Genomic DNA, 23388 nt, shown 5'->3' with positions numbered 1-23388 from the left:
GTCCTCGGTAAGTACGGCTTGTCCGCATCGCGGCGCCGGGACCCGCGAGCCGGACATTGTGGGCCGAAGTCCGAGCTAATGCTTGGCCGTCCGGTGCCGAAGAAAACCCCTGCCGAGAGGGTCCGGCAGGGGATTCCGGACGTAGTATCAGCGCATACGGAAGAACTGAGGTGAGCAGATGAACACCGACGCATCACAGACGGACGGCCCTTCCGGGCAGCCAGAACAGGGCGGGAGTGGCAGCGGCGGACTGGCCACACAGCTCAGCGACCTGGCCAGGGAGCTGCAGCACGAACATGATCCCGACAGGGTGCTTGCCGGGATAGTGCAGGCCGCCGTCCAGCTCATCCCCGGCGCCGCCGATGCGTCCATCAGCGTGGTCACTGGCCGGAAGAAGATCGATTCACCGGTCGCTTCGGGAGACCTTCCCCGCAGGGTTGACGCTCTGCAAAGCACATCCGGACAGGGGCCGTGCCTGGACGCGGCCTACGAGGACCGGATTGTGCGGGTGCCCGACCTCAGCAGTGAGACCCGTTGGCCGGCCTTCTCCCGCGGCGCCGTTGAGCTTGGGGCGCGCAGCATGCTTTCAATCCAGTTGTTCGTCGAAGGCGACCGGCTGGGTGCGTTGAACCTGTATGGAGCCAGTCCGAACGCTTTCGACCTAGAGTCGGAGCAAATTGGGCTGCTCGTCGCTGCCCACGCAGCGGTGGCCTTCGCCGACTCCCAGAAAATCAGCCAGCTCAATGAGGCGCTGGTCTCCCGCCAGCTCATCGGCCAGGCCGAAGGCATCCTCATGGAGCGTTACAAACTAACCGCCCAGCAGGCCTTTCTGGTCCTCTCCCGCGCCAGCACCACTTCCAACACGAAACTGCGTGAGGTGGCAGAAAACCTGACCAGTAGCGGAGAAATGTCGACCGAAATACCTCCGCGTCCAAAGTAGGGCAGTGCCGCGGCAGATCGTCAGTTCGCGCCTGCCCCGTCCCCGGAGGGCTCATCGTCGCGCGGTGCGCCGCCCCGGCGCCTGTCTACTTCCTCATCGACAAGGAGAAGGAGCTCGCTGGCGCCGGTCCGGCCGCCGAGGCTCTGTGCCTGACGCAGTGATTGGCGCAACTTCAACAGGTCTTCAGCGGGCACGAACGGCCATCTCCCGAAATGGTGGAATATCCGCTCGTGGTAGCCGGAGCTGCTTAGTTCCATCACGCGGCCGTCCGCGTTGGGGCACTGGGGCGGCACCCGGCGCGTGCGTGATGGCTGCGAATGGTCCGGCCCCGGCCTGGCTAAGGGCGGGGAGCGTTTCAGGGCAATCCACGAGGAGCTGGTCAAGATCAAGCAGGACGTCAAAGCCGGGCAGGACGCGCGTCGCGCGTCGCACCACCGCGAGGAGGCCTTGAACGTTTTTGGGGGTCAACCGGCCGGTGGGCCGAAGGGTAACTGCGGCGGCGTCCATGTCGACGGCGACAGTTACGGAGAGTTTCGCGAGCATACAGTGTGTCCTCTGGAAAAGAACGGAGGCCACTGCCTGACCTCTTCCAGAGTATCGGAGTATGGCTGGAACGGACCTGTTGTGACGACACTATTCCCGGCGGCGTCAGCGCGCCGACGGTCGGTCGCCGGGCTACGACCAGGGCGTGCGACGGTCCGACGAGTTGATCCGCCCGCGGATCTGCCCGCTAGCTGCGGCCGCCGCACGACGGCGTCACCAGCCGCCGCGCGTTGGGGTGTGACCCTTCCGGGCGTCGTCGGGCATCGGCATTTCGGCCCGCAGGCCCAGGAGCCGGATGGGCCGGCCCGCTTCGATGGCGGCCGCAAGGTCCAACGCCTGCGCGAGGATCTCGTCCCGGTCGAACGTCTCGGGAATCTTCCTTGCGCGGGTCTTGGTGACGAACGGCGCGTACCGAACCTTCAAGGTCAGCCCAATGACGGGTCGTCCTTCGGCCGCAACATCCTCGAGGACGCGCGCTGTCAGCTCCCTGACAGCGCCGGCCACCTGGGCTGCCTCGGTCAGGTCGTGCTGGAAGGTGGTCTCCCTGCTGTGACCGCGGGCAACCCACGGGGTGGCGTCCACCACGCTGGTGCCGTCGCCACGTGCCAGCTCCGCGTACCAGGGACCCATTCTGGGGCCGAACTCCGGGACCAGGTCCTGAGGGTCGGCGGCGGCGAGCTCGGCGACAGTGTTGATGCCGAGCTTGGCCAGCCGGCCGGACACCTTGGTTCCGACGCCCCACAGCTCCTTGGTGGGCAGGCTGCCCATGACCTCGAGCCAGTTCTCGGAAGTGAGGCGGAAGACGCCGGCCGGCTTGCCGAAACCGGTGGCCACCTTGGCACGGACCAGGGTGTCGCCGATGCCCACGCTGCAATGCAGCTGCGTTTGCTCCAGGACGGCGGCCTGCACCTGCCGGGCGTAAGCTTCCGGATCCTCTGACTCGATGCCGACAAAGGCTTCATCCCAACCCAGCACCTGGACGGTGGCGCCCGGCTGCGCGCGCAGGGTAGCCATCACCGTTTCAGACGCCGCGAGGTATGCCTCGTGATCGACGGGCAGGATCACGGCGTCGGGCACTTTCCGGGCCGCAATGCGCAAGGGCATTCCGGATCCCACCCCGAACGCCCTGGCTTCGTAGGACGCGGTGGAGACCACCGCCCGTTCCGTGGGATCGCCGCGGCCGCCGACGATGATCGGCTTGCCCGCAAGCTCCGGCCGCCGGAGCACTTCGACGGCGGCGATGAACTGGTCGAGATCGACGTGCAGCACCCACCGGATTCCGTCCACGCCACCAGTCTGCCCTAAACATCACCGGCAGGCATCGGCCGCAGCAGTCGAGTTTGCGGCGCCGGTCCGGGGAAGCTAGCCCTCACTATGTGATTCACGAAGCTTGAACCTTCAAGTAAAGCCGACTAAGCTGAAGGCATGACTTCGACACTCGACCGCCCTCCGGTTCTTTTCCTCAGCCATGGCGCGCCGCCGCTGGCCGACGACGCGACGTGGACGGGTGAACTCAAGAATTGGTCCGCCACCTTCGACAAGCCCAAAGACATCCTGATGGTGTCCGCCCACTGGGAGAACGCCCCGGTCACCCTCAGTGCCACCGGGCGCAACCCGGGACTGGTCTACGACTTCGGCGGGTTCGCCCAGAAGTACTACGACGTCACGTACGACGCCCCGCAGGCTCCCGGGCTGGCCGCCGAGGTGGAGAAGCTTGTGGTCGGCCATGGCCACCACGTCGAGCGGGACGAGAGCCGCGGCCTGGACCACGGCGCCTACGTCCCGCTCAAGGAAATGTTCCCGGATGCGGATGTACCGGTGGTGCAGATGTCGATGCCCACCCTTGATCCGCAGGGCCTGTTCGATCTGGGCAAGTCGCTGGCGCCGTTGCGGGACCGCGGCACGCTGATCGTCGGATCCGGCTTCACCACACACAACCTGCGCTGGTTCAACCCCGCCGGGGGACCCGACAGCACCCCGCCGTCGGTCTCCCGTGAGTTCGACCAGTGGGCCGAGGAAGCGATGGCGCGCGGCGACGTCGACTCTATCCTGGACTTCCTGCACAAGGCCCCGGCAGCCCGCGAGGCGCACCCCCGCAGCGAGCACTGGGCACCGCTGTATGTGGCGCTCGGCGCTGCCTACGAGTCCGGTGACCTGCAGGCCAAGACCGCCATCGACGGGTTCTGGTTCGGCCTGTCGAAGCGCTCCTGGACCCTGACCTAAGCCAAGAAACCTGCTGCGGGACTTCCTCCGGTCCGGTCTGCGGATGCCCCGCTCTTCTTCCAATCTACCGCGCCCTAAGGGGCTTGCGGCAAGGCCCCCTTCATGCTTCAAACTGGCTCGGTGGTGCCGGAAGCGGTGCCGGGGAAGCCAGCCTGGAGAAGGCGCGGAGAGGCGGGGGTATTGGTGGTTGATGTGATCGTTGCGGGCGGCGGTCCGACGGGGTTGATGCTGGCCGGCGAGCTCGCCTTGGCCGGGATAGATGTGGCAATTGTGGAACGCCGACCGACGCCGGGACTGGTGGGCTCGAGAGCGGGCGGGTTCCACTCGCGGACAATCGAACTCCTCGACCAGCGCGGGATTGCAGACCGGTTCCTCGCCGAGGGCAAGGCCGTCCAGGCGGCATTCTTCGGCACGACGGCCTTGGACCTGGGTGACTTTCCTACCCGGTATCCGTACACGCTCGGCTTGTGGCAGAACCACATCGAGCGGATCCTGGCAGGCTGGGTGGAAGAGCTGGGTGTGCCGGTCCATCGGGGGCTCGACGTTGCCGGCTTTGCGCAGGACAGCGGCGGTGTCACCGTCCATCTCGCCGACGGCGGTGCGAGGCGCGCGCTGTACCTTATAGGCGCCGACGGCGGCCGGAGTGCCGTCCGGAAGGCGGCCGGCATCGAGTTCCCCGGCTGGGATGCGACGAGGAGCAGCCTGATCGCCGAGGTGGAGGTGACGGAGGAGACGCCAACGGGCATGCGCATCGACGAGGTGGGGGTCCACGGGCTGCACCCGATGGAGGACGGGCGAACCATGCGGGTGGTCGTGACCGAGAAGCATCTCGGACCGGCCACGGAGCCGACCCTGGCTGACCTCGCCAGGGCGCTGGTCGAGGTCTACGGCACGGACTTCGGGGTCCATACTCCGACCTGGATCTCGCGGTTCACCGACGCCACACGCCAGGCCGCGGCCTACCGCAGCGGCCGTGTGCTGCTCGCCGGGGACGCCGCGCATATCCACTCTCCGTCGGGTGGCCAGGGGATCGGCCTTGGGATCCAGGACGCCGTGAACCTCGGCTGGAAACTCGCCCAGGTGGTCAAGGGACAGGCGCCGGAGGGCCTGCTGGACAGCTATCACGCCGAGCGGCACCCCGCCGGGGCACGCGCGCTACAGCACACGATGGCACAGTCCGTTATGCAGCGGTCCGACCCGCGCATCGGCGCATTGGCCGACACTGTGGCCGGCCTGCTGACGATCGATGAGGCCCGGAAACGGCTTGGCGGCCTCATCTCCGGCCTCGACGTCCGCTACGACCTGGGGGAGGGGCATCCGCTGCTCGGGCGTCGGATGCCCGATCTCGACGTCGTCACCGCCAGCGGTCCGCTGCGCGTGTTCAGCTTCCTGCACAACGCCCGCGCGGTGCTGCTCAACCTCGGGGCGCCGGGCAGAGTCGACCCGGGGCCGTGGGCGGACCGGGTGCAGCCGGTGGACGCCATGTACGACGGCGGATGGGAGCTTCCGGTGATCGGTCCGGTGAGCGCCCCGGCTGCCGTGTTGATCCGTCCGGACGGGTATGTGGCGTGGACGGGAGACGGAACCTCGCGGGGGCTGGCCGAGGCGCTGGCCAGGTGGTTCGGGCCTCAGGGCTGACTAGCCACGGCCCGCCTGGGTGACAAAGTGCTCAACCCGGCGGTCCGGCACCAGCCAGATCAGGGCCACCACGGTGTACACGGCAAGCCCGAGCAGCGGTTGTACGACGCCCACGGCAATCCCGGTGAGGTAAATCAGCGGCGACGCCTTGCCCTTCCAGTCCCGGCCGACAGCGCGTGCCAGGGCGCCGTCCCTGCCCTGCTGGCGGATCAGTGCCTGCTGCAAAATGAAGTAGGCGATGGCTGCACAGAATAAGTTCATCCCGTAGACCAGCACCGGTACACGGACGAAGCCGGTTTCATCCATCCAGCGGGTCGTGAAGGGGAACAGCGAAAGCCAGAACAACAGGTGCAGGTTCGCCCAGAGGATTGTCCCGTTGACGTGGTCGGCCAGGTGGATCATGTGGTGGTGGTTGTTCCAGTAGATTCCAACGTAAACGAAGCTGAGCAGGTAGCTGAGGAAGGTTGGCAGGACATCGGCCAGGCCATGCCAGGTCGGTTCCTCCGGCACCCTCAGCTCCAGGACCATGATCGTGATGATGATGGCCAGCACGCCGTCGCTGAACGCCTCCAGGCGGTTCTTGTTCACACCGTTTCCTCCATCAAGTCATCATGCTCGCGGCAGACTGCAACGGCAACGGCAACGGCAACGGCAACGCCGGTCGGATCAGATGTTGGCAGCCTCGCTCCCCGCCACGCGCCGGGAAAGGAACTCCTCCACCACTGCGGCGAACTCGTCAGGCCGCTCGATCTGCGGCATGTGCCCCGTCTTCGCGAAGACATGTGACTCGGCCTGCGGCAGTGCCGCCGTCGCCGCCGCCAGATGGCTAAACGGCAGGATGTGGTCGTGGGAGCCCCACAACACCAGGGCGGGTATCTCCGACGTCGCCAGAGCACCAAGCAGGGACGTCCGCCATTCGGCCCGAACGCCGGAGACTGTGCCAAGGTCGCGGGCGACGTCCAGCAGCGACTTGCGGTGCGTGGCCCGTCGCGACAGGGCGAAAGCGTGGCCAACCCGGGCGTCGGTCACCAGCCTCTTGTCATAGAAGATCGACTCGACCGTGCGGCGGGAGGCCGCCGCAGCGGGACGCGTGAGCAGGGCCGCGAGCGGCCGAATGGTAAGCAGGCGCAGGACCAGCGCAACCTCCTTGCCGAATCCGGCGCTGTTGGCAAGAACCAGGGCGGAGACGCGGTCCGGATGGTCGGCCGCCAGTTTCATGGCGACGGCCCCGCCGAGCGAGTTGCCGATCACGGGCAGCGGCTCGTGCACCCCGACGGCGTCGAGGAAGGCCGGCAGGGCGTCGGCAAGCTTTGCCAACGTCGCCGGCCCGGAGAGGCGGGCAGAGTACGCGAACCCGGGCAGGTCCACGCTGATGACCGTGTGCCGTGCCGCGAGACGATCGTGCTGCTCGTTCCAATCCTCCAGGCTCTGGCCGATGCCGTGCAGGAGCAGCACGGGATCCCCGCTGCCGGTCTTCCGGAAGCGCAGCCGCGCACCGCCGACGTCGACGTATCCCGTTCCCGGAAGCTCAAGAGGGCCAAGCGCCGCCGTCGTACGTCCGAACGCGCGCACCTGCTGCCCGCGCCGGCCGAAACGGACGTGGTCCGTGACCCGGCCGGCCCTGAGCAGGGCGAAGTCGCGCAGATAATTCTGGTGCAGCCGCCAGGGTGAGCTGGCGCCCTGCCGGGGGAGCTTGTCCGCGCCGCGCAGGATGTACCCGGCTTTCAGGTCGATCAGCGAAATCAGCCCCGCGTCCGCAACGTCGCCGGGCGCCGCGGGTGCAACCCACTGCAGGTTCCGGCGGTCGAGGTGCTTGAGCAGCCGGCAGATATAACCCGCGACCAGATCGGCCTTGAGCGTCCATGACGCGTTCGTGTAGCCGATGGTGAGCGCAAAGTTGGGTACGCCGTCGAGCATCATGCCCTTGTAGGTCAAGGTCTTGCCGACGTCCACGGGCTCGCCGTCCACGGTGAGGGTCATTCCGCCAATCACCAGCAGGTTCAGCCCGGTCGCCGTGACGATCACGTCGGCAGGAATTGATCCGCCGGAAACCAGGTCAATCCCGTCCGGGGTGATCCGGGAGATCTCGTCGGTCACGATGTCGGCAGTGCCGGCGCTGATCGCCCGGTAAAGGTCCCCATTGGGGATGGCGCAGACCCGCTGGTCCCAGGGCTGATACGACGGGGCCAGGTGCGTGTTGACCGGAAAGCCGGCCGGCAGTTTGGCGACGGCTGATTTCCGGAGGATCGCCTTCATCGTTTCCGGCCGCCGCCGGCTGAGCTGGTACGTGAACATCGAAAAGAGAACGTTCTTGGCCCGGACGACGTCGTAAGCCAGTTGGGCGGGCATCTTGCCTCGGAGGCGGTCGGCCAGGTGGTCCCGGGAGGGCACGGGGGCGATGTAGGTGGGGGAGCGCTGCAGCATGGTGACCCTGGCGGCCGTCTTCGCCATCGACGGCACGAGCGTCACCGCGGTGGCGCCGCTGCCGATGACCACCACCTGCTTGCCCTCGTAATCGAGGTCGGCCGGCCAGTGCTGCGGGTGGACGATCGATCCGGTGAAGGTGTCGGCGCCCTCGATGGCCGGGGTGAAGCCCTCGTCATAGCGGTAGTAACCCGAGCAGACGGACAGGAACGAGCAGGTAAAGGTGGCGGGCTTGCCGGGACGGGATGCCGCAGCGTCCTGGCGGTACTCGCCGCCCGACGTCGGGACCGCCGTCACCGTCCACAGCGCGGTTTCGCTTGACCACTCGGCCGAGACGACCCGGTAATTCAGCCGGATCCGCGATTCGAGACCCTCGTCCGCGACCGTCGCCTGGATGTACTCGCGAATCGAATCGCCGTCGGCGATGGCCTTGGCGCCGGCCCAGGGCCGGAAGGAGTAGCCGAGCGTGTACATGTCGCTGTCGGAGCGGATGCCGGGGTACCGGAAGAGGTCCCAGGTGCCTCCGACGGCGCTGCGGGATTCCAGGATCGCGAACGACTTCCCGGGCATCTCGCGTTTCAGCCGGCTGGCGAAGCCTATGCCGCTCAGCCCGGCGCCGACAATCAACACATCCACGTGTTCGCTCATACCGCCAAGTTATCGACTTAGTGTTGAGAGAGTCAACACGGCGTCGGAAAGTTGGATTAGGATGGGCGGCATGGTTCAGCGAGGAAGACGCTCCGCAAAGGTCTCGGGTGATGAGCGCCAGGACACAATCCTGATTACCGCCGAGGCCCTCCTGGCCGAGCGGGCCTTCGACGATATTTCGATTGAGGAGCTGGCCCGCGGCGCCGGCATTTCACGCCCTACCTTCTATTTCTACTTCGGGTCCAAGGACGAGGTGCTGCTGGCCCTGCTGGACCGTGTCATCACCGAGGTTGAGCACCGGGTCGGTGACCTGCCGCGCGATTTCGAGAGCGACCCCGCGGCAGCCTGGACCCGTTCCATTGGCATGTTCGTCGAGGTGTTCGCGGCCCACCGGGGTGTTTCCACGGCGGCGATCGCGGCGCGCGCCCGCAACGAGGAGGTGCGTGCGCTCTGGTCCAAGTCGATGCAGTCATGGGTCGACTTCTCCAGCGACGTGATCCGGTCCGAGCAGGCACGAGGCGCTGCGCCGGAGGGCGTCGACGCCCACGACCTGGCCGTAAGCCTCAACCTGATGAACGAACGGGTGATCACCGCGGTCCTCAACCAGGAGAGTCCCGCCATCCCGGAGTCCAGCGCCCTGCACGTGTTATCGACCATCTGGATCCGCAGCATCTACGGCTCCGACAACCCCGGCCGACGGTAACGTCCGCGCCGAAAGGAAGAACGCAAATGGCAGAAATCAAGACCCTCACCGTGCTTGGCACCGGAGTACTCGGCTCCCAAATCGCCTACCAGGCCGCGTTCCACGGGTTCGCCGTCACCGCCTACGACCTCGACGATGAGGCCCTCGACAAGGCCCGCTCCCGCTTCGCGCAGCTCGCCGGCATCTACCGGGCGGCGAACATTGCCGGCGCCGGGGAGGGCAAGGCCGAGGCGGCTCTCGGCAACCTTCGCCTCACCGCCGACCTCCGGGGCGCCGTCTCCGAGGCGGACCTCGTGATCGAGGCCGTACCCGAACTGCTCGAGCTCAAGCGGGACGTGTACCGCAAACTCGCGGAGCTGGCCCCCGCCAGGACCATCTTCGCCACCAACTCCTCAACCCTGCTGCCCAGCGACCTCAAGGAGTCCACCGGCCGCCCCGACCGCTTCCTCGCCATCCATTACGCCAACAACATTTGGGCGCAAAACATCGCCGAGGTGATGGGCACCGCCGACACCGACCCGGAAGTGTTCGACGCCGTCGTCGAGTTCGCGCGGAACGGCGGCCTGGAGCCGATCGAGATCAAGAAGGAGAAGGCCGGCTACGTGCTGAACTCGCTGCTGGTTCCGTTGCTGAACGCGGCCGCCGGCCTGCTGCTGCAGGGCATCGCCAGCCCGGAGACAATCGACAAGACCTGGCGCATTGCCACCGGGGCGCCGAGCGGACCGTTCCAGATTTTCGACGTCGTCGGCCTGGGCACCGCGTACAACATCGCCGCCTCCTCGCCGGACGCCGGGTCTCAGGCATTCGCTAAGTATCTGAAGGACAATTACATCGACATGGGCAAGCTCGGTGTCGCGACGGGCGAGGGCTTTTACCGGTACTGAGCCATGCCGGCGCCACGTGCTTCCCGGGTGTCAGCCCCGGCCGTTCGCGTCCAGGACCGTGACGCTCAGTGGCATCCGGTTGGCCCGGCGGAGCCGTCCGGCCAGCACGTTGCGCACCCCACGGGTCACCATGGTGGTCTTCGTCAGATACCGGAACTCGGCCGCGTCCGACGTTACGAGATCCAGGAGGGGGCGCGCGGCGTCGTCGGGGGTCTGCCCCCACAATCCGACGACGAGCTGCAACGCGCCCAGCCGATGGTCGTACCCCGGCTGGGACGTGATGTGCCCCAGCAGGTCCGTCACCACCAGCCCCGGGTTCATGCCATGCACCCGGACGCCGGTGCCTCGGGTCTCCAGCCGCAACGTCTCGGTGAACTGCCGGACCCAGCGCTTGCTTGACGCGTAGGCATTCTGCAGCGCGACGGGCCCCCGGTCGCCTTGGCCGTAGACGTTGACGAGGTCGCCGCGGCCCTGGCCGAGGAACACGGGCAACGCGACTCTCGATCCGTGGAACGTGCCGAGGATGTTTGTGCGCACCACCCGCGTGAAGTCGTCGACCGGTGTGGACGCCGTGGGCCCGAAGACGCCGGAGACTCCGGCGTTGTTGACCCAGATGTCGAGCGTCCCGCGGCTTAGCGCCTCGTCGCGAAGGGCCTCCACGTCGGCGAGCTCCCCGGTGTCGCAGCGACGTCCGGACGCCGCGATCCCTTCCGTTCTCAGCCGCTCCACGGCGGCGGCGACGTCGGCGTCGGATCTTGACGCCAGCACCACGGTCGCCCCCTGGTGCCCCAGCAGCCGCGCCATGGCAAAACCCAAACCGCGTGTCGAGCCGGTCACGACCGCCACGCGTCCGTGGAGGACGTCCCGTTGCGAACTCATGCTTCTCTCATACGCGCAGCGGCCGTGGAGAGCAAGAGTTGTCATCGGACTCGGTACCGGGGCGGAGCGAGGCTCAGGGCTTGGTCATCGACTTGGGCGGCGGCGGGAAGGGTGCGGCGGGGTAGAGCGGGGCCACCTGCTGCATGTAGTTGGCCCACTGCGGGCCGGCGAGCATGTAACCGTCAATGTTCCGGTAGAACTTGCCGTTGATGGTGACGTTCTGGCCTGGCCGTTTCTGGCCCGCCAGGGTGTCGCCGAAGAACGATGCGGTGGCGAGGCCGGTGGTGTAGCCGACCACCCAGGTCGCGCCATTGTTGTTGGAGGTGCCGGTCTTGGCAGCCACCGGAACTCGGGCCTGGACCTTGGGTTCAATGTAGATTCCCGACCCCCGTTTCAGCACGTCCTGCAGCACGGCATTCACGCCGCGGGCCACCTCGGGCCTGACCGCGCTCCGGCAGTCGCTGGCCTGGGCCGGAAGCTCCCGTCCGGCGGCATCGGTCACCGCGGTGATCGCGATGGGGGCGCAGTACTTGCCATCGGCGGCGAAGGTGGCAAAGGCATTCGCCAGATGGAGCGGCGCCACGCCGATGGCCCCGAGCAAGTTGCCCAGCTGGTGCATGTTCACCCGGGCGTTGTCCACGCCGCTGTGGAGGCCCACCGTGTCCACCATTTTCTGGATGCCGCAGAAGTCCAGCTGGGCGGCCTCGGCGAAGGTTGCCGTGTTGATGGAGTTGTAGAGCCCGTAATTGACGGGCATCTTGCGGTAGTAGCCCTCATCATTGTTCTTCAAGTCGTCGGCGGCACCGAGGGCCCTCTGCGCTGTGTTGTAGGCGCCGAGGACCTTGCCACAGCTGGACCTCCAGGGGAAGTCCAGCGGATAGACCCGCCGGGAAGCATCCACCTTGGTGAGCATGGATTTGCCTTCATTGAGCCACTCCGCGAAAGTGAACGGTTTCATTGTGGACCCGGGCTGGAATCCGCCGGCGCCGTTCAGGTCCTTGCCGTTGGCGTCCTTGGAATCGACGTTGAAGTTCAGCTGGGTGTCGAACTTTCCGGGGGCGGGCAGAAACACGGTGTTTTGCGCCATGGCGAGGATCTTGCCGGTGCCCGGCTGGATAGAGACCAGGGACGCGCCCCATTTGTCCGGGTTGGCCCCGGCTGTGGCGTCGACCTGCACCTGGGCGGCCGCCTGCAGCCTGCTGTCCAGCGTGGTGGTGATGGTCAGGCCGCCGCGGTACAGCCTCCTTTCGCGTTCCGTGGTGTCGGCGCCGTAGGCCGGGTTGTTGAGGATCAGGTGGGAGACATAGTCGCAGAAGTACGGGGCCATGTCCGCCGCGGAGCAGCCCTGCTTTGCGGCGGCGATTTTCAGCCTGACACCGCTGGCGACGGCGGCGTCATGGGCAGCCTGGGTAATTTTTTCCTCGCTGAGCATCTTGTCCAGGACCTGGTTGCGCCGCTTGATGGAGTTTTCCGGATGGACGGCGGGGTCGTAGAAGCTGGGACTGTTGACCAGGCCGGCCAGCAGGGCAGCCTGGGGCAGGGTGAGAGCCTTGGCGGTGGTGCTGAAGAAATGCCTGGCTGCGGCCTCAATGCCGTATGCGTCGCGGCTGAAGAACACGATATTGAGATAGCCCTCCAGGATCTGTGCCTTGGTGTACTTCTTTTCCAGCTCGATGGCGAGCTTCATCTCGCGTACCTTGTCGCCGATGTTTTTCTGCCCGCTGAGGATGACCTGATCGCTCCGGTCCGCCGACAGCAGGGACTCGTTGATTACGTTCGTGACGTACTGCTGGGTGAGCGTGGATGCTCCCTGCCTCGCGCCGCCGGTCAGGTTGGAGGTGAGCGCCCGGAGAATGCCCTGCGGGTCGACGCCGCCGTGTTCGTAGAAGCGGCTGTCCTCGATGGCGACAATCGCATCCTTGATGTACGGGGACATCTGGTCCAGCCTCACCTTCACACGGTTCTCCGCGAAGAAGGTGGCAATCGGTTTCCCGTCCGCGCTCAGGACTTTGGTTGACTGCGACGGCGCAGTCACGGCCAGCTCGGAGGGAAGGTTATTAAAGAACGTGATTGATCTGCTGACGGCGACGCCGGCCGCCGCCACACCGGGGACCACCAGGCTGGCGGCCAGAACACCGCAGAACGCGCTCACTATCAAGAACCCGAGGACCCTCCTAAAGGCCGCGGCCAGCCGAGCTCCGAATCGCTTTTTCTGCGCCATTTTCTGTCCAGCTATCACGCTCAAAATCTGTGCCCAGATTAGGCCGGGCCGCCCCCGAAGGACCAGTGCCGGAAGGCCTTCCCGCTGCCGGCATCCGTGAGGCGCGACACCCGTCCGCTTCCGGGAGCCCGAGTCCCTGTGAGAGTTCACCATTTTTTGCGGAACAGCAGGCCTCGCCGTTTCCGCTGCTCGCCGCAATCGCCGCCGCACCTCGCGCATCGAACTCGGCACCGGCGTGATTGACATGCGCTACGAGAACCCGCTCTATATGGCCGAGGAGGACTCCCGGGCCCAGGCGGATGCCCGGGACCAGATGGGGTACCTCGACGGCGGACTTGACCGCTTCGGGCGCAGCTACGCCGGCGAACCCGAGCCCTCGTGCAGGAGCTCTCCCGTGTGCCGGCGCCCCGGTCGGTGGCCAATGACTCTTCCCGCGAGGGGCGTGTCGCTGGTAGGCCGGTAATCAGGTCCTGATTGTTCCAGTCGTCCGGGAGGCCCCATGGCCGAGGTAATCATTGGCACTTCCCGCGGCGAAATGCCGGCCTACGTGGCCACGCCGTCCGGCGAAGGTCCCTGGCCCGGCGTCGTGGTTATCCATGACGCGCTGGGCCTGAGTCGAGACACCCGGGGGCAGGCCGACTGGCTGGCCCGCGAGGGGTTCCTCGCAGTGGCACCGGACCTGTTCTACTGGGACACCAGGGCAGCCTGCCTCTGGTCACTTATCCGCGGCTGGCGGCCCCTCGGCGACCTGGACCTCACCCGCGCCTGGCTGGTGGCACGCGGCGACTGCACAGGCCGCGTCGGGGTGATCGGCTTCTGCATGGGTGGTGGCTTCGCCCTCATGCTCGCACCGGATCACGACTTTGCCGCGGCCAGCGTGAACTACGGCGGACTCGACGACGCCACGGCCCGGGCCATGCCGCGGGCCTGCCCAATCGTGGCGAGCTACGGAGCAAGAGACCGCTGGCCGGGGGTGCGCCGGGTGCCCGCCCGGCTGGAACCGCTGCTGGCTGACGCGGGGATAGACCACGACATCAAGGTCTATCCCGGCGCGGGCCACGGCTTCCTCAACCGGCATGGCCCGTCAGACCTGACGTTCGGCGACAAGTTGCTGGCGAAACTGGTGGCCGCCGGTTACCACGAGCCCTCGGCCGAAGACGCCCGACGGCGGATCCTGGCGTTCTTCCGGACGCATCTGAAACCTGAGGGGGTGCCACGATGACCTCGCACCGGATGGGGGGAATGGCCGGCGGAGTTGCCGCGTTTCTCACCGCCGCTTATCTGATGGTTGTGCGCCCGCGCCTGCTACGCGCCGGTGCGACCGACGGTGAAGTTCACGGACCCTACCCGGGTGCCGGGCTTATCCCGGACGGGACCCGAAGCGCCACGATGGCCGTGACCGTTGACGCGCCCCGTTCGCGCGTGTGGCCCTGGCTGGTGCAGATGGGAACCAGGCAGGGCGGCTGGTACAGCTGGGACCGCCTGGATAACTTCGGGCGCCGCAGTGCCGGGACAATCCATCCTGAGTGGCAGGATGTCGCCGTTGGGGACCGGCTGGCGGCCACGCCGGACGGCAGCCAGTGGTGGGAGGTCGCGGCGCTGGAACCCGAGAAGTTTCTGGGTCTGCGCATGTCGATCGATTTGCGCGGGCGTCCGTTCGACCCAGCGGGAGAGCGGCCCCGTCACTTCACCGACTCGCTGTGGGGGTTCGAGCTGAAGGACGCGGCAGGCGGCCGCACCAGGCTGGTGGTCAGCGGCTATTGGTCGTTCCGGCCCCAATGGCTTCAACCCGCGCTGAGTATCTTGGTGTTGGAGCCCTCGCACTGGGTCATGCAGACCCGCCAGGTCTCAAATCTGAAACGTCTCGTTGAGTCAGAAAGCAGCTGAACCCCGGAATCCGCCTCCGGCAGGGCCACCACCAGCGCCCTCTCCGACCCCGCTGCCCAGCAAACTGCGGGTGAGCGCCTCGCCGTCGGCCATCAGCTGGCCCACGGACGTCTGAAGGTGGCCGTCCGCGACCGGGACGCCGGCCAGGGCGGCCGCCACGACGGCACGGCGGATCAGTTCGCGGGCAAAGGAGGCCGTGGTTCCTTCGGTGCGGGCAGCCGCCTCATCAAGGGCGGCCGCACTGAAGGGGATCCCGCGTGAATACAGCTTGAGCAACGCCACGCGCTCGGGCTGCGCGGGCAGGGGAATCTCCACGGCCAGATCCACCCGCCCGGGGCGTTGCGCGAGGGCGCGTTCCAGCATGTCCACCCGGTTGGTGGTGAGGACGAACGCCACGTCGGCGTCGCTGGCCAGGCCATCCATCGCGTCGAGCACCTCGAATAGCAGCGGCTGGGGTCCATGTCCGAAGCTGCGGTCCTCGGCAATGAGGTCACAGTCCTCGAGCACCACGATGGAGGGCTGCAGCGCCCTGGCCATGGAGGCCGCCTCGGAAATCCGGGCAAGCGATCCGCCGGACAACAGGATGGCAGTGGCACCTTGGCTCCGGCTCAGCAGATACCGCACCGTGTGGGTCTTTCCGGTGCCCGGCCGCCCGTAGAGCAGGATGCCCCGCTTCAGGTGCTGCCCGTACTGGTTGAGGGTGTCCCGGTGCTCGGCGATGCCGAGGGCATGGTCAGACACTTTCTGCAGCAGACCGTCCGGCAGGATGACCTCGGACGCGGCCAGATCCGGCCGGGCGTGGAAGGTCACGCCTGCCGCGCTGGGTCCGTACTCGCCCATGACAAGGGAGATGACCTGTCCCTTCAAGATGCTGTGGCGCTGCATCCGACGTCGGAACTCCGCGAGGAAGCTTGCGGCAGTATCGGTAGCGCCGGCCAGGACTTCCAGGGACGCCGTTTGCCGACCGTACCGGGGGTTGGCATCCCGTTGCAGCACCACGATCGGATGTCCGCCGTGACTGAACAGCCAGAGCCCCAGCGCCACGGCCTGCCGCTGCTCGTCAGGGCCCACCGCGAGGTTGGCGTAGTCCGGCTGGGAGAGCGGGAATTGGGGAAAGACCTGCGCCTGCTGCAGCATGTCGCTCAAGGAATGATGGTGTCGCTGGTCGCCGCCACCGATGCCGACCAGCCGGGACTTCGGATCCTCGCGCGCCAGCTCGGCCATTTGGATGTCTGCGTCGACGAACCGGTGCGGCGGAATCTCCTCCACCACGACAGAAACCGACCCGGCCGGCGCGCCCAAATGTTCGGTAAGCGTCGACAGCAACTGTGGTCCCGCCGGCGCCCGGTGCTGGCCGGACTGCGCAAGTTGCACAAGCTGCGCAAAATCGTCGATGAACTTCCCCAAATTTTCATCCATGCGCAGACCCTACCAGCGGCCGCCAGCGTAGCGTCCGCTGCCGCACCATCCGCTACTGCCCGTTCCGCTCGATCGCCTGGCCCAGGACCCGGGCGCCCTCCGGGAAGTCACCCGGGTTCGGCCCGGCGTAGTTGAGCCGGATGAAGGGACCCGCGGGTTCGGCAGGGAACCATTCCGTGCCGGCGGCGATCAGCACCCCGGCGCGCTCGCAGTCGGCGCTGAGCCGGTCGACGTCGGTCCCGTCAGGCAGGCGGGCCCAGAGGTTCAGGCCTCCCTTGGGGACCAGCGTCAGATGGGCCTGCGGGGCATGCTCGCGAAGGCTTGTGACCAGCAGGTCGCGGCGTGACTGGAGCTGGTGGCGGACGCTGCGCAGGTGCGTCTGCCAGGCCGGCTGGGTGACGACGTCGAGGGCAGCGGCCTGGAGGACGCCGCTGACGTACATCGACTCGGCCCCGCGGTCCGCGAGGATGCGGTCCCGAGCCGGGCCGCGCGCGATCACGGCCCCCACCCGCATGGCAGGCGAGACACTCTTCGTCAGGGACCGCAGGTATACGACGTGGCCGGAATCGTCACGCGCGGCGACGGGGGAGGGGGCCGATGTGATGCCGAAGTCGTGGGCCCAGTCATCCTCCACCAGGAACGCTCCGTGCCGGCGCACGACCTCCAGGACCTCTTCGCCGCGCCGGCCCGTCCACTGCGCCCCGGTGGGGTTGGCGTAGTTGGCCTGTGCGTAGAACAGGCGGGCGCCGGTCTCCTGAAACGCGCGGTCCAACCCGTCCGGCTCCGGGCCGTCGGGTCCGCTCGGAACGGGAACGACGCGCACGCCGGCCTGGGCGGCAGCGAGAATCGCGCCCCAGTAGCTTGGGGATTCCATGAGCAGCGGCTGCGCGCTGCCCACCAGCGACCTGAAGATAGAGCTGAGTCCGCTTTGGGTTCCGGGCAGTACGACAACGTCGCTCGCAGCCGGCGGGGTGACGCCGGCCTGCATCGAGGCACCCAGTTCGTGCGCGAACCAGGACTGCAACTCCGGGAGCCCCGCTGCCGGTGCGCGGGACAGTGCCGCGTCGCCCCTGGCCGCCCTGGTCAGGGCTGCCCGGACCAGCCGTTCGGGCAGCAGTTCGCGGGCCGGGTAGCCGGAGTGCAGGGCGATGACATCGTTCGCCGCGCTGCGCATCGCGGTGGATGCTGAACGAAGCGGCGCGTGCGGCGTCCGCAGCGCCGCGGTCTGCCAGCCGTAGTCGGAGGGGCGCGCCGTCCGGATCTCCCGGACGAAGGTCCCGACGCCGGGCCGGCTCTCGATGAGCCCCTGGGCGGCGAGGACCTGCAGCGCCTTCTGCACCGTGACGGGACTGGCCCGGTGTTCGGCCACCAGCGACCGCGTGGACGGCAGCCGGTCTCCGGGGGCGGCACGTGCGATCCACTCTTTGAGCTGCGTCACAATCCGTGAACTGTTATCGTGGTTCATGAGATACAATAGTAGCGCTACTGTACTTTTTCGCCCAGTGATACCGACTCCTCGGTCCGGCCGTTCCGGCGGCGGCCTCGGGTGGGGACTGCTCGGAGTTGCGGCGTTCTCCTTCACCGTTCCCTTCACCCGGGTGGCCGTGGCGGGACTGTCGCCCTTGTTCATCGGCTCCGGCCGGGCGGTCGTTGCCGCGGCCCTGGCTGCCACCGCCCTGGTCCTGACCCGTCAGCGGTTTCCGCTGGGCCTTCAGTGGGCCCGTCTCGCGGTGGTTGGCGGCGGGATCGTCGTCGGCTTCCCGCTGCTCACCTCGTTCGCGCTGACCAGTGTGCCCGCCAGCCACGGCGCAGTCGTTATCGCCCTGCTCCCGGCCGCTACCGCCACCGCCGTCGTCCTCCGCGGCCACGAACGTCCGCGCGCGGCTTTCTGGTTCGCTACGGCTGCCGGCGCCGCGGCGGCCCTCGGCTTCGCCTTCGCGCAGCCCGGGGGCTTCGGGCAACTGCACTGGTCGGACCTGCTGCTCCTCGGCGCGGTCGTCGCCGCAGCCATCGGCTACGCCGAAGGGGGCCTCCTCGCCCGGGAGCTCGGTGCGTGGCAGACCGTCTCGTGGGCGCTCGTGCTCGCCGCGCCGTTGATGCTGTTTCTGGCCGCGTGGACGATGATCCAGCAGCCCCCGTCGGGTACTCCGGCGCAGTGGGCCGCCTTCGCCTACCTCGGCGTCGTCAGCATGTTTCTCGGCTTCTTCGCCTGGTACCGCGGCCTCGCCATCGGCCCCATGACCCAAGTCAGCCAGATCCAGCTGATCCAGCCGGTGCTGAGCATCGCCTGGGCCGCGCTGCTCCTTGGCGAAACCTTGACGCCGACCACCCTGGTCGGCGGGGCCGCGGTAATCGCCTGCGCGGGCATCGCCGTCCGCGTCCGGCTGAGGCCAACACCGCCGCCACCGCGGCCCTGACTCTTCCGGCACCCCACCCAACGGCAAAGGACAATCCCATGTACATCCCAGCGCACTTCGCGGCGGGCCCCGGCGCCGTCCGTGACCTGCTCACCACCCCGGCGGCCGCCAACCTGGTCACGACGACCGCGCACGGCATGCTCGCAACCTTGCTGCCCTTGGTTTACGATCCCTCAATCGGCGAGCACGGGGCCCTGCACGGCCATCTGGCCCGGAATAACCCGCAGTGGTCCGAGCCGGCTCTCGGCGAGGCCCTGGTCATCATGCAGGGCGCCGACGCCTATATTTCACCGGGCTGGTATGCATCAAAGGCCGAACACGGGCGCGTGGTCCCGACCTGGAACTACTCCACGGCCCACGTCTACGGCACCCTGGTCATCCACGATGATCCGGCCTGGCTCGCCGTCCACGTCAGGCGGCTTACCGACCTCAACGAAGCCGGTTCAGCCCGGCCCTGGTCCGTCGACGATGCGCCGGAGCGGTACATTGCCGGCCAACTGCGCGCCATTGTCGGCGTCGAACTGCTGATCGGCAGGATCGAGGCGAAGACCAAGCTCAGCCAAAACCGCTCCGATCAAGACGTCGACGGCGTCGTGGCCGGACTCGCGGGGTGCGGGCACGCAGCCAGTGCCCGCGACGTCGAACGCGCACGCCGGGAGCGGCGCCCGGACCTGGGAGGGTAGGCCGGCTGGGTCCGAACTGCCGCGCCCCTACCGTTCGTCGCTGGCGTAGCTGAGCCCGATCTGGCTTCGGACAGTGTCCAGCGCGGCCATGACCTGGACCGTCTCGCTGGGTGACAGCACGTCGTTGGACACCGCGCCGTCGGCAATGAGCCGCTCGACTTCCCACGCCTGGTACTGCATGCCGCGGCCGGTGACCGGCTGGTCAAAGCGCTCAACGACGTTGCCGCCGTCGTCGTACCGGGTGAAACCGGTGGGCGTGTACCAGACCGGGTCCATCTCGATGCTGCCTTCGGTGCCGATCACCGCGGCCCGGTTGGGCCCAGCGGTGTCCAGTGCGCAGTGCAGCACCGCCTGCTGTCCGTCCGCGTATTCGAAGATCATCGCGGTCTGGCGGTCGACGCCGGTGGCCGTCATGCTGGCGGCTGCCTGGATCCGGGCTGGCTCGCCGAACACGTCGAAGGCGAAGGAGACCGGGTAGATCCCCAGGTCAAGGAGGGCTCCGCCGCCCAGGGCGGGGTCGTTGAGCCGGTGCGCCGGATCCTTGGGCAGGTTCTGGTTGTGGTCCGCAATGACGGTCCGGACCTCCCCCAGGGCACCCGAGCGGATCAGTTCCCGCACCCGGACCATGTGCGGGAGGTAGCGCGTCCACATCGCCTCGAGGGCCACGAGGCCCTTCGATGCGGCGAGGTCCACGATTTCCTGCGCCTGCCACTCGTTCATGGCGAACGGCTTCTCCACCAGCACATGCTTGCCGGCGTTGAGGGCCAGCAGTGCGTTCTCGTAATGGAACGGGTGCGGCGAGGAGATATAGACGACGTCCACCTCGGGGTCGTTCACCAGCGCTTCGTAGCCGCCATGGGCCGCGGGCAGCCGGAACCTGCCGGCGAACTCGCGGGCCGTCGCGAGGTTCCGGGAGCCCACCGCCTGGACGTTGAAGCCGTGTTCCACCAGGTCCGAAGTCTGCAGCCCGGCGATTAATCCGGTGCCGAGGATTCCCCAGCGGACGCCGCCGGGGGAGTCGGAGCTTTTGGGGGCGCGCGTCGCAGCGGTGTCTGACATGGCTTCGGTTCTCCTTGGGCTGGCGGTCAGGTCGGCGTCGCTGCGTACGGATCGCAACGACGTCGTCTGAGCATGCTAGCCCAGCGCCGGAGCCGGCCGGGGACGAGTCACTTGCAGGTGCAGCGCTGTTCGGTGGGCACCTCGGCCATGACGGAGTCGACGTGCTCGCCGCAGCCGGCCCAGGTGATCTTTCCACAGCTATTGCAACGGACGGGACTGCACATTGTTTTCTCCTTAAGTGGGTGCTGCTGGTTGGGTGCTGCGTTGGTTTGGTATTGCTGGCGGTTAGGACGCGGGCGCGGCGGCCATCTTGGCCCGGATTTCTTCCATGTCCAGCCCCTTGACGGCGGTGATGAGTCCGTCGAGCCCGCTGGCGTTCATGGCGCCGGGCTGCGAGAAGACGAGGATACCCTCTCGGAAGGCCATCAGAGTGGGGATCGAGGTGATGCGTGCTGCCGCGGAGAGCCCCGGCTCAGCCTCCGTGTCCACCTTCGCGAAGACGACGTCGGGGTGGGCTTCGGAAGCTTTGCGGAATGTGGGGGCAAACATGCGACACGGACCGCACCAGGCTGCCCAGAAGTCCACCAGGACGATGTCGTTGCCGGAAATGGTGTCGTTGAAGGTCTTTTCAGAAATGTCGATGGTTGCCATACTCCAAATGTATACCCCCGGGGGTATTGGTGCAAGCGTGCTCCGCGGAGGAGGTGGATGGCGCGGGGTCTTGATCAAATACCCCCAGGCGCCGAGGTGCAGAGGCTAACTCTCGACGAAATCCGTGCCCTCTTCCTGCGCCTGACCTGACGCCCCGCGGCTTGAGCGGCGCCCCCGGCGACTCCGGGCGAACAGCGGCAGATTTTGAACCTCGATACCCCTGGGGGTATATTTATGAGTGGCTGGATCGGCCACATGCCCCTGCCGAACGCCTCCCGAAAGGTGCACATCAATGGACATTACCGCCCAGCAACTCAACGAACAGCTCAAGAGCGGCAGCGACGCCCAGGTCGTGGACGTTCGCGAATCCGACGAGATTGCTTCCGGCATGATTGCCGGCGCCCGCCACATCCCGCTGGCGCAGCTCCCGGCCCGCTTGGGGGAACTGGACAAGACCCGTCCCGTCGTCGCCGTCTGCCGCAGCGGCCGCCGCAGCGCCGCAGCCGCCGACCAGCTCGCCGCCGCCGGCTTCACCGCCTACACGATGACCGGCGGGATGCTCGACTGGTCCGACGCCGGGCTGCCCGCCGGCTGACACTCCCCATGGACTGCCCGGGCGGCGCCTCCCCCCATGCGCCGCCCGGGCCTCCACCTGTCCTGACTGCGCCCTAACGGGCTTCAGGCCGGTGGACGGCGGCCCGCATCCGCAGGGGTGCCGCCAGAACCACCCAAGCTAGACCGAAAGAGACTATGACTACCTCAAACAAGACCACTACGACCGAGTCCGCACCCCAGTCCATTGACGCCGCCACGCTCAAGGCCTGGGAGGACAACCACGATGACCTGATGGTGATCGACGTACGCAGCGGTGCCGAGTTTGATTCGATGCACATCAAGGGCTCGTACCATGTCCCGCTCCCCATGCTGAGCGAACACACCGAGGAATTCGCCGCCAAAATGGGCACCCGCGTTGTCCTCGTATGCCAGTCCGGGAATCGGGCCGAGCAGGCCCGCAAGCACCTGGACGCAGTCGGCCTGGGCAGCGCGAGCGTGCTGGCCGGCGGCGTTCCTGCCTATGCTGCCGCCGGCGGCAACGTGGTGAAGGGCCGCAACACCTGGGCCTTGGAACGCCAGGTCCGCATGACGGCCGGCTCCCTGGTCCTGGCCAGCATCGTGGGCAGCAAGCTGCTCTCGCCGAAGCTCGGCCTGCTTGCCGGCGGCATCGGCGCCGGCCTGACCTTCTCCGCGGCGACGAACAGCTGCGCCATGGGCCAGATGCTCTCCAAGATGCCGTGGAACCGTTCCGCCAACGAGCCCACCGCCCACCAGGCGCTGCAGAACCTGGGCTCCAAGGCATGATCCTCACCGCGGCGGCGTTCGGGCTGGTCGTCGGCGGCCTGCTGGGCCTGGTTGGAGGCGGCGGGTCCATTCTCGCCGTCCCCGCCCTCGTCTACGGCGTGGGGCTTCCGCTGGCTGCGGCGATCCCGACGTCGCTGGTCGTTGTCGGCGCGTCCTCCGCCGTCGCGGTGCTGCCCCGCCTGTGGGGTGGTGTGAACTGGCGGCTGGCCCTCATTATCGGTGCGGCCGGCACGGCAACTGCCTACCTGGGCGCTTACGTGAACCGGTTGCTCGACCCGAAGGTGCTGCTGCTGGCTTTCGCCGCCATCATGGTGTTCGCCGGCATCCGGATGATGCTTCCGGCCAAGGCCTCCGGCGGCTCCTGCGCCCTGCCTAGCGGCGGCGTGAACTGGCGCAGCTGCCTGCCCAAGGCCATCGCGACGGGTGCCGTCGTGGGTTTCCTCACCGGGCTGCTCGGCGTCGGCGGCGGCTTCCTGATCGTCCCGGCCCTGACCCTGGTCCTGGGCCTGCCGATGGCGGTGACCGTCGGTACCTCGCTGGTCATTATTGTGATCAACTCGATTGCCGGCTTCGCGGCGCACCTCGGTGACCTGCAGATCGACTGGGCCGTGACGGCAGCGTTCGCGGGGGCAGCAATGGTTGCCTCCCTGATCGCGGGCCGGCTCGGAACCAGGATTCCGGACAGGGTGCTCAAACGCGGTTTCGGCGTCCTGGTCCTGCTGGTCGCGGCCTACGTGAGCGTGCAGGCACTGCTCTCCTAAGCCGGACAGCCCGAGGGAAAACAGCACGGCGATAAAGCGCCGGAGGACA

General features: G+C 67.5%; 21 protein-coding genes and 1 pseudogene. 13 read left to right on the top strand and 9 right to left on the bottom strand.

All coding sequences use genetic code 11. The features are described 5' to 3' along the window. Positions 1-178: 178 nt before the first annotated feature. Positions 179-940 (top strand): GAF and ANTAR domain-containing protein, encoded by a 762-nt coding sequence (locus tag AC1DGE_RS02300; protein ID WP_441417627.1) that lies wholly within the window; start codon positions 179-181, stop codon positions 938-940. 756 nt (positions 941-1696) lie between these two features. On the opposite strand, the gene AC1DGE_RS02295 is transcribed toward AC1DGE_RS02300, so the two are convergent. Then, positions 1697-2770: a DNA polymerase IV gene (locus tag AC1DGE_RS02295; RefSeq protein WP_476916814.1), complete on the bottom strand. Its 1074-nt coding sequence runs from the start codon at positions 2768-2770 to the stop codon at positions 1697-1699. A 138-nt stretch (positions 2771-2908) separates the two neighbouring features. Here AC1DGE_RS02295 and AC1DGE_RS02290 point away from each other — a divergent pair, with 138 nt between their 5' ends. Together AC1DGE_RS02290 and AC1DGE_RS02285 are read left to right on the top strand one after the other, a co-directional pair. Further along, a complete protein-coding gene (locus tag AC1DGE_RS02290) occupies positions 2909-3706 on the top strand; it encodes a dioxygenase family protein (RefSeq protein ID WP_441417629.1) in 798 nt (265 codons plus the stop codon). Positions 3707-3889: 183 nt separating this feature from the next. After that, positions 3890-5344: an FAD-dependent monooxygenase gene (locus AC1DGE_RS02285; RefSeq protein WP_476916891.1), complete on the top strand. Its 1455-nt coding sequence runs from the start codon at positions 3890-3892 to the stop codon at positions 5342-5344. On the opposite strand, the gene AC1DGE_RS02280 is transcribed toward AC1DGE_RS02285, so the two are convergent. Then, on the bottom strand, positions 5345-5932 hold the full coding sequence (locus AC1DGE_RS02280) for a TMEM175 family protein (protein ID WP_476908746.1): 588 nt from the start codon (positions 5930-5932) through the stop codon (positions 5345-5347). A gap of 78 nt (positions 5933-6010) precedes the next feature. Beyond that, on the bottom strand, positions 6011-8416 hold the full coding sequence (locus AC1DGE_RS02275; protein ID WP_476916813.1) for an alpha/beta fold hydrolase: 2406 nt from the start codon (positions 8414-8416) through the stop codon (positions 6011-6013). Positions 8417-8486: 70 nt separating this feature from the next. Between AC1DGE_RS02275 and AC1DGE_RS02270 the strand changes: the two genes are divergently transcribed. Both AC1DGE_RS02270 and AC1DGE_RS02265 read left to right on the top strand, forming a co-directional pair. Next, a complete protein-coding gene (locus AC1DGE_RS02270) occupies positions 8487-9119 on the top strand; it encodes a TetR/AcrR family transcriptional regulator (protein ID WP_441417632.1) in 633 nt (210 codons plus the stop codon). Between the two features lie 26 nt (positions 9120-9145). Then, on the top strand, positions 9146-10003 hold the full coding sequence (locus AC1DGE_RS02265) for a 3-hydroxyacyl-CoA dehydrogenase (RefSeq protein ID WP_441417633.1): 858 nt from the start codon (positions 9146-9148) through the stop codon (positions 10001-10003). 30 nt (positions 10004-10033) lie between these two features. Here the strand turns inward: AC1DGE_RS02265 and AC1DGE_RS02260 are convergent, their stop codons facing one another. Both AC1DGE_RS02260 and AC1DGE_RS02255 read right to left on the bottom strand, forming a co-directional pair. Further along, positions 10034-10882 (bottom strand): SDR family oxidoreductase, encoded by an 849-nt coding sequence (locus tag AC1DGE_RS02260; protein ID WP_441417634.1) that lies wholly within the window; start codon positions 10880-10882, stop codon positions 10034-10036. Positions 10883-10955: 73 nt separating this feature from the next. After that, entirely contained in the window at positions 10956-13103 is a 2148-nt protein-coding gene (locus AC1DGE_RS02255) for a transglycosylase domain-containing protein (RefSeq protein WP_441417873.1), read from the bottom strand. An 84-nt stretch (positions 13104-13187) separates the two neighbouring features. Between AC1DGE_RS02255 and AC1DGE_RS02250 the strand changes: the two are divergent. From AC1DGE_RS02250 to AC1DGE_RS02240, 3 genes and pseudogenes are all read left to right on the top strand, one after another. Further along, positions 13188-13434: pseudogene (locus tag AC1DGE_RS02250) on the top strand (LLM class flavin-dependent oxidoreductase); the annotation flags it as partial. A 168-nt stretch (positions 13435-13602) separates the two neighbouring features. Next, positions 13603-14325, top strand: coding sequence for a dienelactone hydrolase family protein (locus AC1DGE_RS02245; protein WP_476892421.1), 723 nt, complete (start codon positions 13603-13605; stop codon positions 14323-14325). After that, the gene (locus AC1DGE_RS02240) at positions 14322-14990 is read left to right on the top strand and encodes a hypothetical protein (RefSeq protein ID WP_476916812.1); all 669 of its coding nucleotides are present in this window, start codon (positions 14322-14324) and stop codon (positions 14988-14990) included. The genes AC1DGE_RS02245 and AC1DGE_RS02240 overlap by 4 nt, the downstream gene beginning before the upstream one ends. Here AC1DGE_RS02240 and AC1DGE_RS02235 read toward each other — a convergent pair. Further along, complete coding sequence (locus AC1DGE_RS02235) at positions 14976-16409, bottom strand: ATP-binding protein (protein WP_476916811.1); 1434 nt, start codon at positions 16407-16409, stop codon at positions 14976-14978. The two genes, AC1DGE_RS02240 and AC1DGE_RS02235, sit on opposite strands and share 15 nt — an antisense overlap. Before the next feature lie 52 nt (positions 16410-16461). After that, positions 16462-17874, bottom strand: coding sequence for an aminotransferase-like domain-containing protein (locus AC1DGE_RS02230; RefSeq protein ID WP_476916810.1), 1413 nt, complete (start codon positions 17872-17874; stop codon positions 16462-16464). On the opposite strand from AC1DGE_RS02230, the gene AC1DGE_RS02225 reads away from it, so the two are divergent. Together AC1DGE_RS02225 and AC1DGE_RS02220 are read left to right on the top strand one after the other, a co-directional pair. Continuing rightward, entirely contained in the window at positions 17873-18826 is a 954-nt protein-coding gene (locus AC1DGE_RS02225) for a DMT family transporter (protein WP_476916809.1), read from the top strand. The two genes, AC1DGE_RS02230 and AC1DGE_RS02225, sit on opposite strands and share 2 nt — an antisense overlap. A gap of 38 nt (positions 18827-18864) precedes the next feature. After that, a complete protein-coding gene (locus AC1DGE_RS02220) occupies positions 18865-19509 on the top strand; it encodes an FMN-binding negative transcriptional regulator (protein ID WP_476916808.1) in 645 nt (214 codons plus the stop codon). Between the two features lie 27 nt (positions 19510-19536). On the opposite strand, the gene AC1DGE_RS02215 is transcribed toward AC1DGE_RS02220, so the two are convergent. Together AC1DGE_RS02215 and trxA are read right to left on the bottom strand one after the other, a co-directional pair. Then, positions 19537-20568 (bottom strand): Gfo/Idh/MocA family protein, encoded by a 1032-nt coding sequence (locus AC1DGE_RS02215; RefSeq protein WP_476916807.1) that lies wholly within the window; start codon positions 20566-20568, stop codon positions 19537-19539. A gap of 285 nt (positions 20569-20853) precedes the next feature. Next, positions 20854-21219: a thioredoxin gene (trxA, locus tag AC1DGE_RS02210; RefSeq protein WP_441417641.1), complete on the bottom strand. Its 366-nt coding sequence runs from the start codon at positions 21217-21219 to the stop codon at positions 20854-20856. A 292-nt stretch (positions 21220-21511) separates the two neighbouring features. Between trxA and AC1DGE_RS02205 the strand changes: the two genes are divergently transcribed. From AC1DGE_RS02205 to AC1DGE_RS02195, 3 genes are all read left to right on the top strand, one after another. Continuing rightward, complete coding sequence (locus tag AC1DGE_RS02205; protein WP_476916806.1) at positions 21512-21814, top strand: rhodanese-like domain-containing protein; 303 nt, start codon at positions 21512-21514, stop codon at positions 21812-21814. 155 nt (positions 21815-21969) lie between these two features. After that, entirely contained in the window at positions 21970-22578 is a 609-nt protein-coding gene (locus AC1DGE_RS02200) for a rhodanese-like domain-containing protein (protein WP_476916805.1), read from the top strand. Further along, the gene (locus tag AC1DGE_RS02195) at positions 22575-23339 is read left to right on the top strand and encodes a sulfite exporter TauE/SafE family protein (RefSeq protein ID WP_441417644.1); all 765 of its coding nucleotides are present in this window, start codon (positions 22575-22577) and stop codon (positions 23337-23339) included. The genes AC1DGE_RS02200 and AC1DGE_RS02195 overlap by 4 nt, the downstream gene beginning before the upstream one ends. Positions 23340-23388: the final 49 nt, after the last annotated feature.

The organism is Arthrobacter sp. 05N425, assembly GCF_056397125.1.
The sequence above is the reverse complement of the archived record's forward strand: the minus strand, read 5'-3'. Positions and strand labels throughout refer to the sequence as shown.

Coding starts and splice junctions, on each gene's coding strand:
- AC1DGE_RS02235 (WP_476916811.1), bottom strand. CDS start 16,409: ATGGATGAAAATTTGGGGAAGTTCATCGACGATTTTGCGCAGCTTGTG.
- AC1DGE_RS02300 (WP_441417627.1), top strand. CDS start 179: ATGAACACCGACGCATCACAGACGGACGGCCCTTCCGGGCAGCCAGAA.
- AC1DGE_RS02215 (WP_476916807.1), bottom strand. CDS start 20,568: ATGTCAGACACCGCTGCGACGCGCGCCCCCAAAAGCTCCGACTCCCCC.
- AC1DGE_RS02255 (WP_441417873.1), bottom strand. CDS start 13,103: ATGGCGCAGAAAAAGCGATTCGGAGCTCGGCTGGCCGCGGCCTTTAGG.
- AC1DGE_RS02240 (WP_476916812.1), top strand. CDS start 14,322: ATGACCTCGCACCGGATGGGGGGAATGGCCGGCGGAGTTGCCGCGTTT.
- AC1DGE_RS02230 (WP_476916810.1), bottom strand. CDS start 17,874: ATGAACCACGATAACAGTTCACGGATTGTGACGCAGCTCAAAGAGTGG.
- AC1DGE_RS02220 (WP_476916808.1), top strand. CDS start 18,865: ATGTACATCCCAGCGCACTTCGCGGCGGGCCCCGGCGCCGTCCGTGAC.
- AC1DGE_RS02290 (WP_441417629.1), top strand. CDS start 2,909: ATGACTTCGACACTCGACCGCCCTCCGGTTCTTTTCCTCAGCCATGGC.
- AC1DGE_RS02265 (WP_441417633.1), top strand. CDS start 9,146: ATGGCAGAAATCAAGACCCTCACCGTGCTTGGCACCGGAGTACTCGGC.
- AC1DGE_RS02275 (WP_476916813.1), bottom strand. CDS start 8,416: ATGAGCGAACACGTGGATGTGTTGATTGTCGGCGCCGGGCTGAGCGGC.
- AC1DGE_RS02195 (WP_441417644.1), top strand. CDS start 22,575: ATGATCCTCACCGCGGCGGCGTTCGGGCTGGTCGTCGGCGGCCTGCTG.
- AC1DGE_RS02270 (WP_441417632.1), top strand. CDS start 8,487: ATGGTTCAGCGAGGAAGACGCTCCGCAAAGGTCTCGGGTGATGAGCGC.
- AC1DGE_RS02260 (WP_441417634.1), bottom strand. CDS start 10,882: ATGAGTTCGCAACGGGACGTCCTCCACGGACGCGTGGCGGTCGTGACC.
- AC1DGE_RS02200 (WP_476916805.1), top strand. CDS start 21,970: ATGACTACCTCAAACAAGACCACTACGACCGAGTCCGCACCCCAGTCC.
- trxA (WP_441417641.1), bottom strand. CDS start 21,219: ATGGCAACCATCGACATTTCTGAAAAGACCTTCAACGACACCATTTCC.
- AC1DGE_RS02245 (WP_476892421.1), top strand. CDS start 13,603: ATGGCCGAGGTAATCATTGGCACTTCCCGCGGCGAAATGCCGGCCTAC.
- AC1DGE_RS02205 (WP_476916806.1), top strand. CDS start 21,512: ATGGACATTACCGCCCAGCAACTCAACGAACAGCTCAAGAGCGGCAGC.
- AC1DGE_RS02225 (WP_476916809.1), top strand. CDS start 17,873: ATGAGATACAATAGTAGCGCTACTGTACTTTTTCGCCCAGTGATACCG.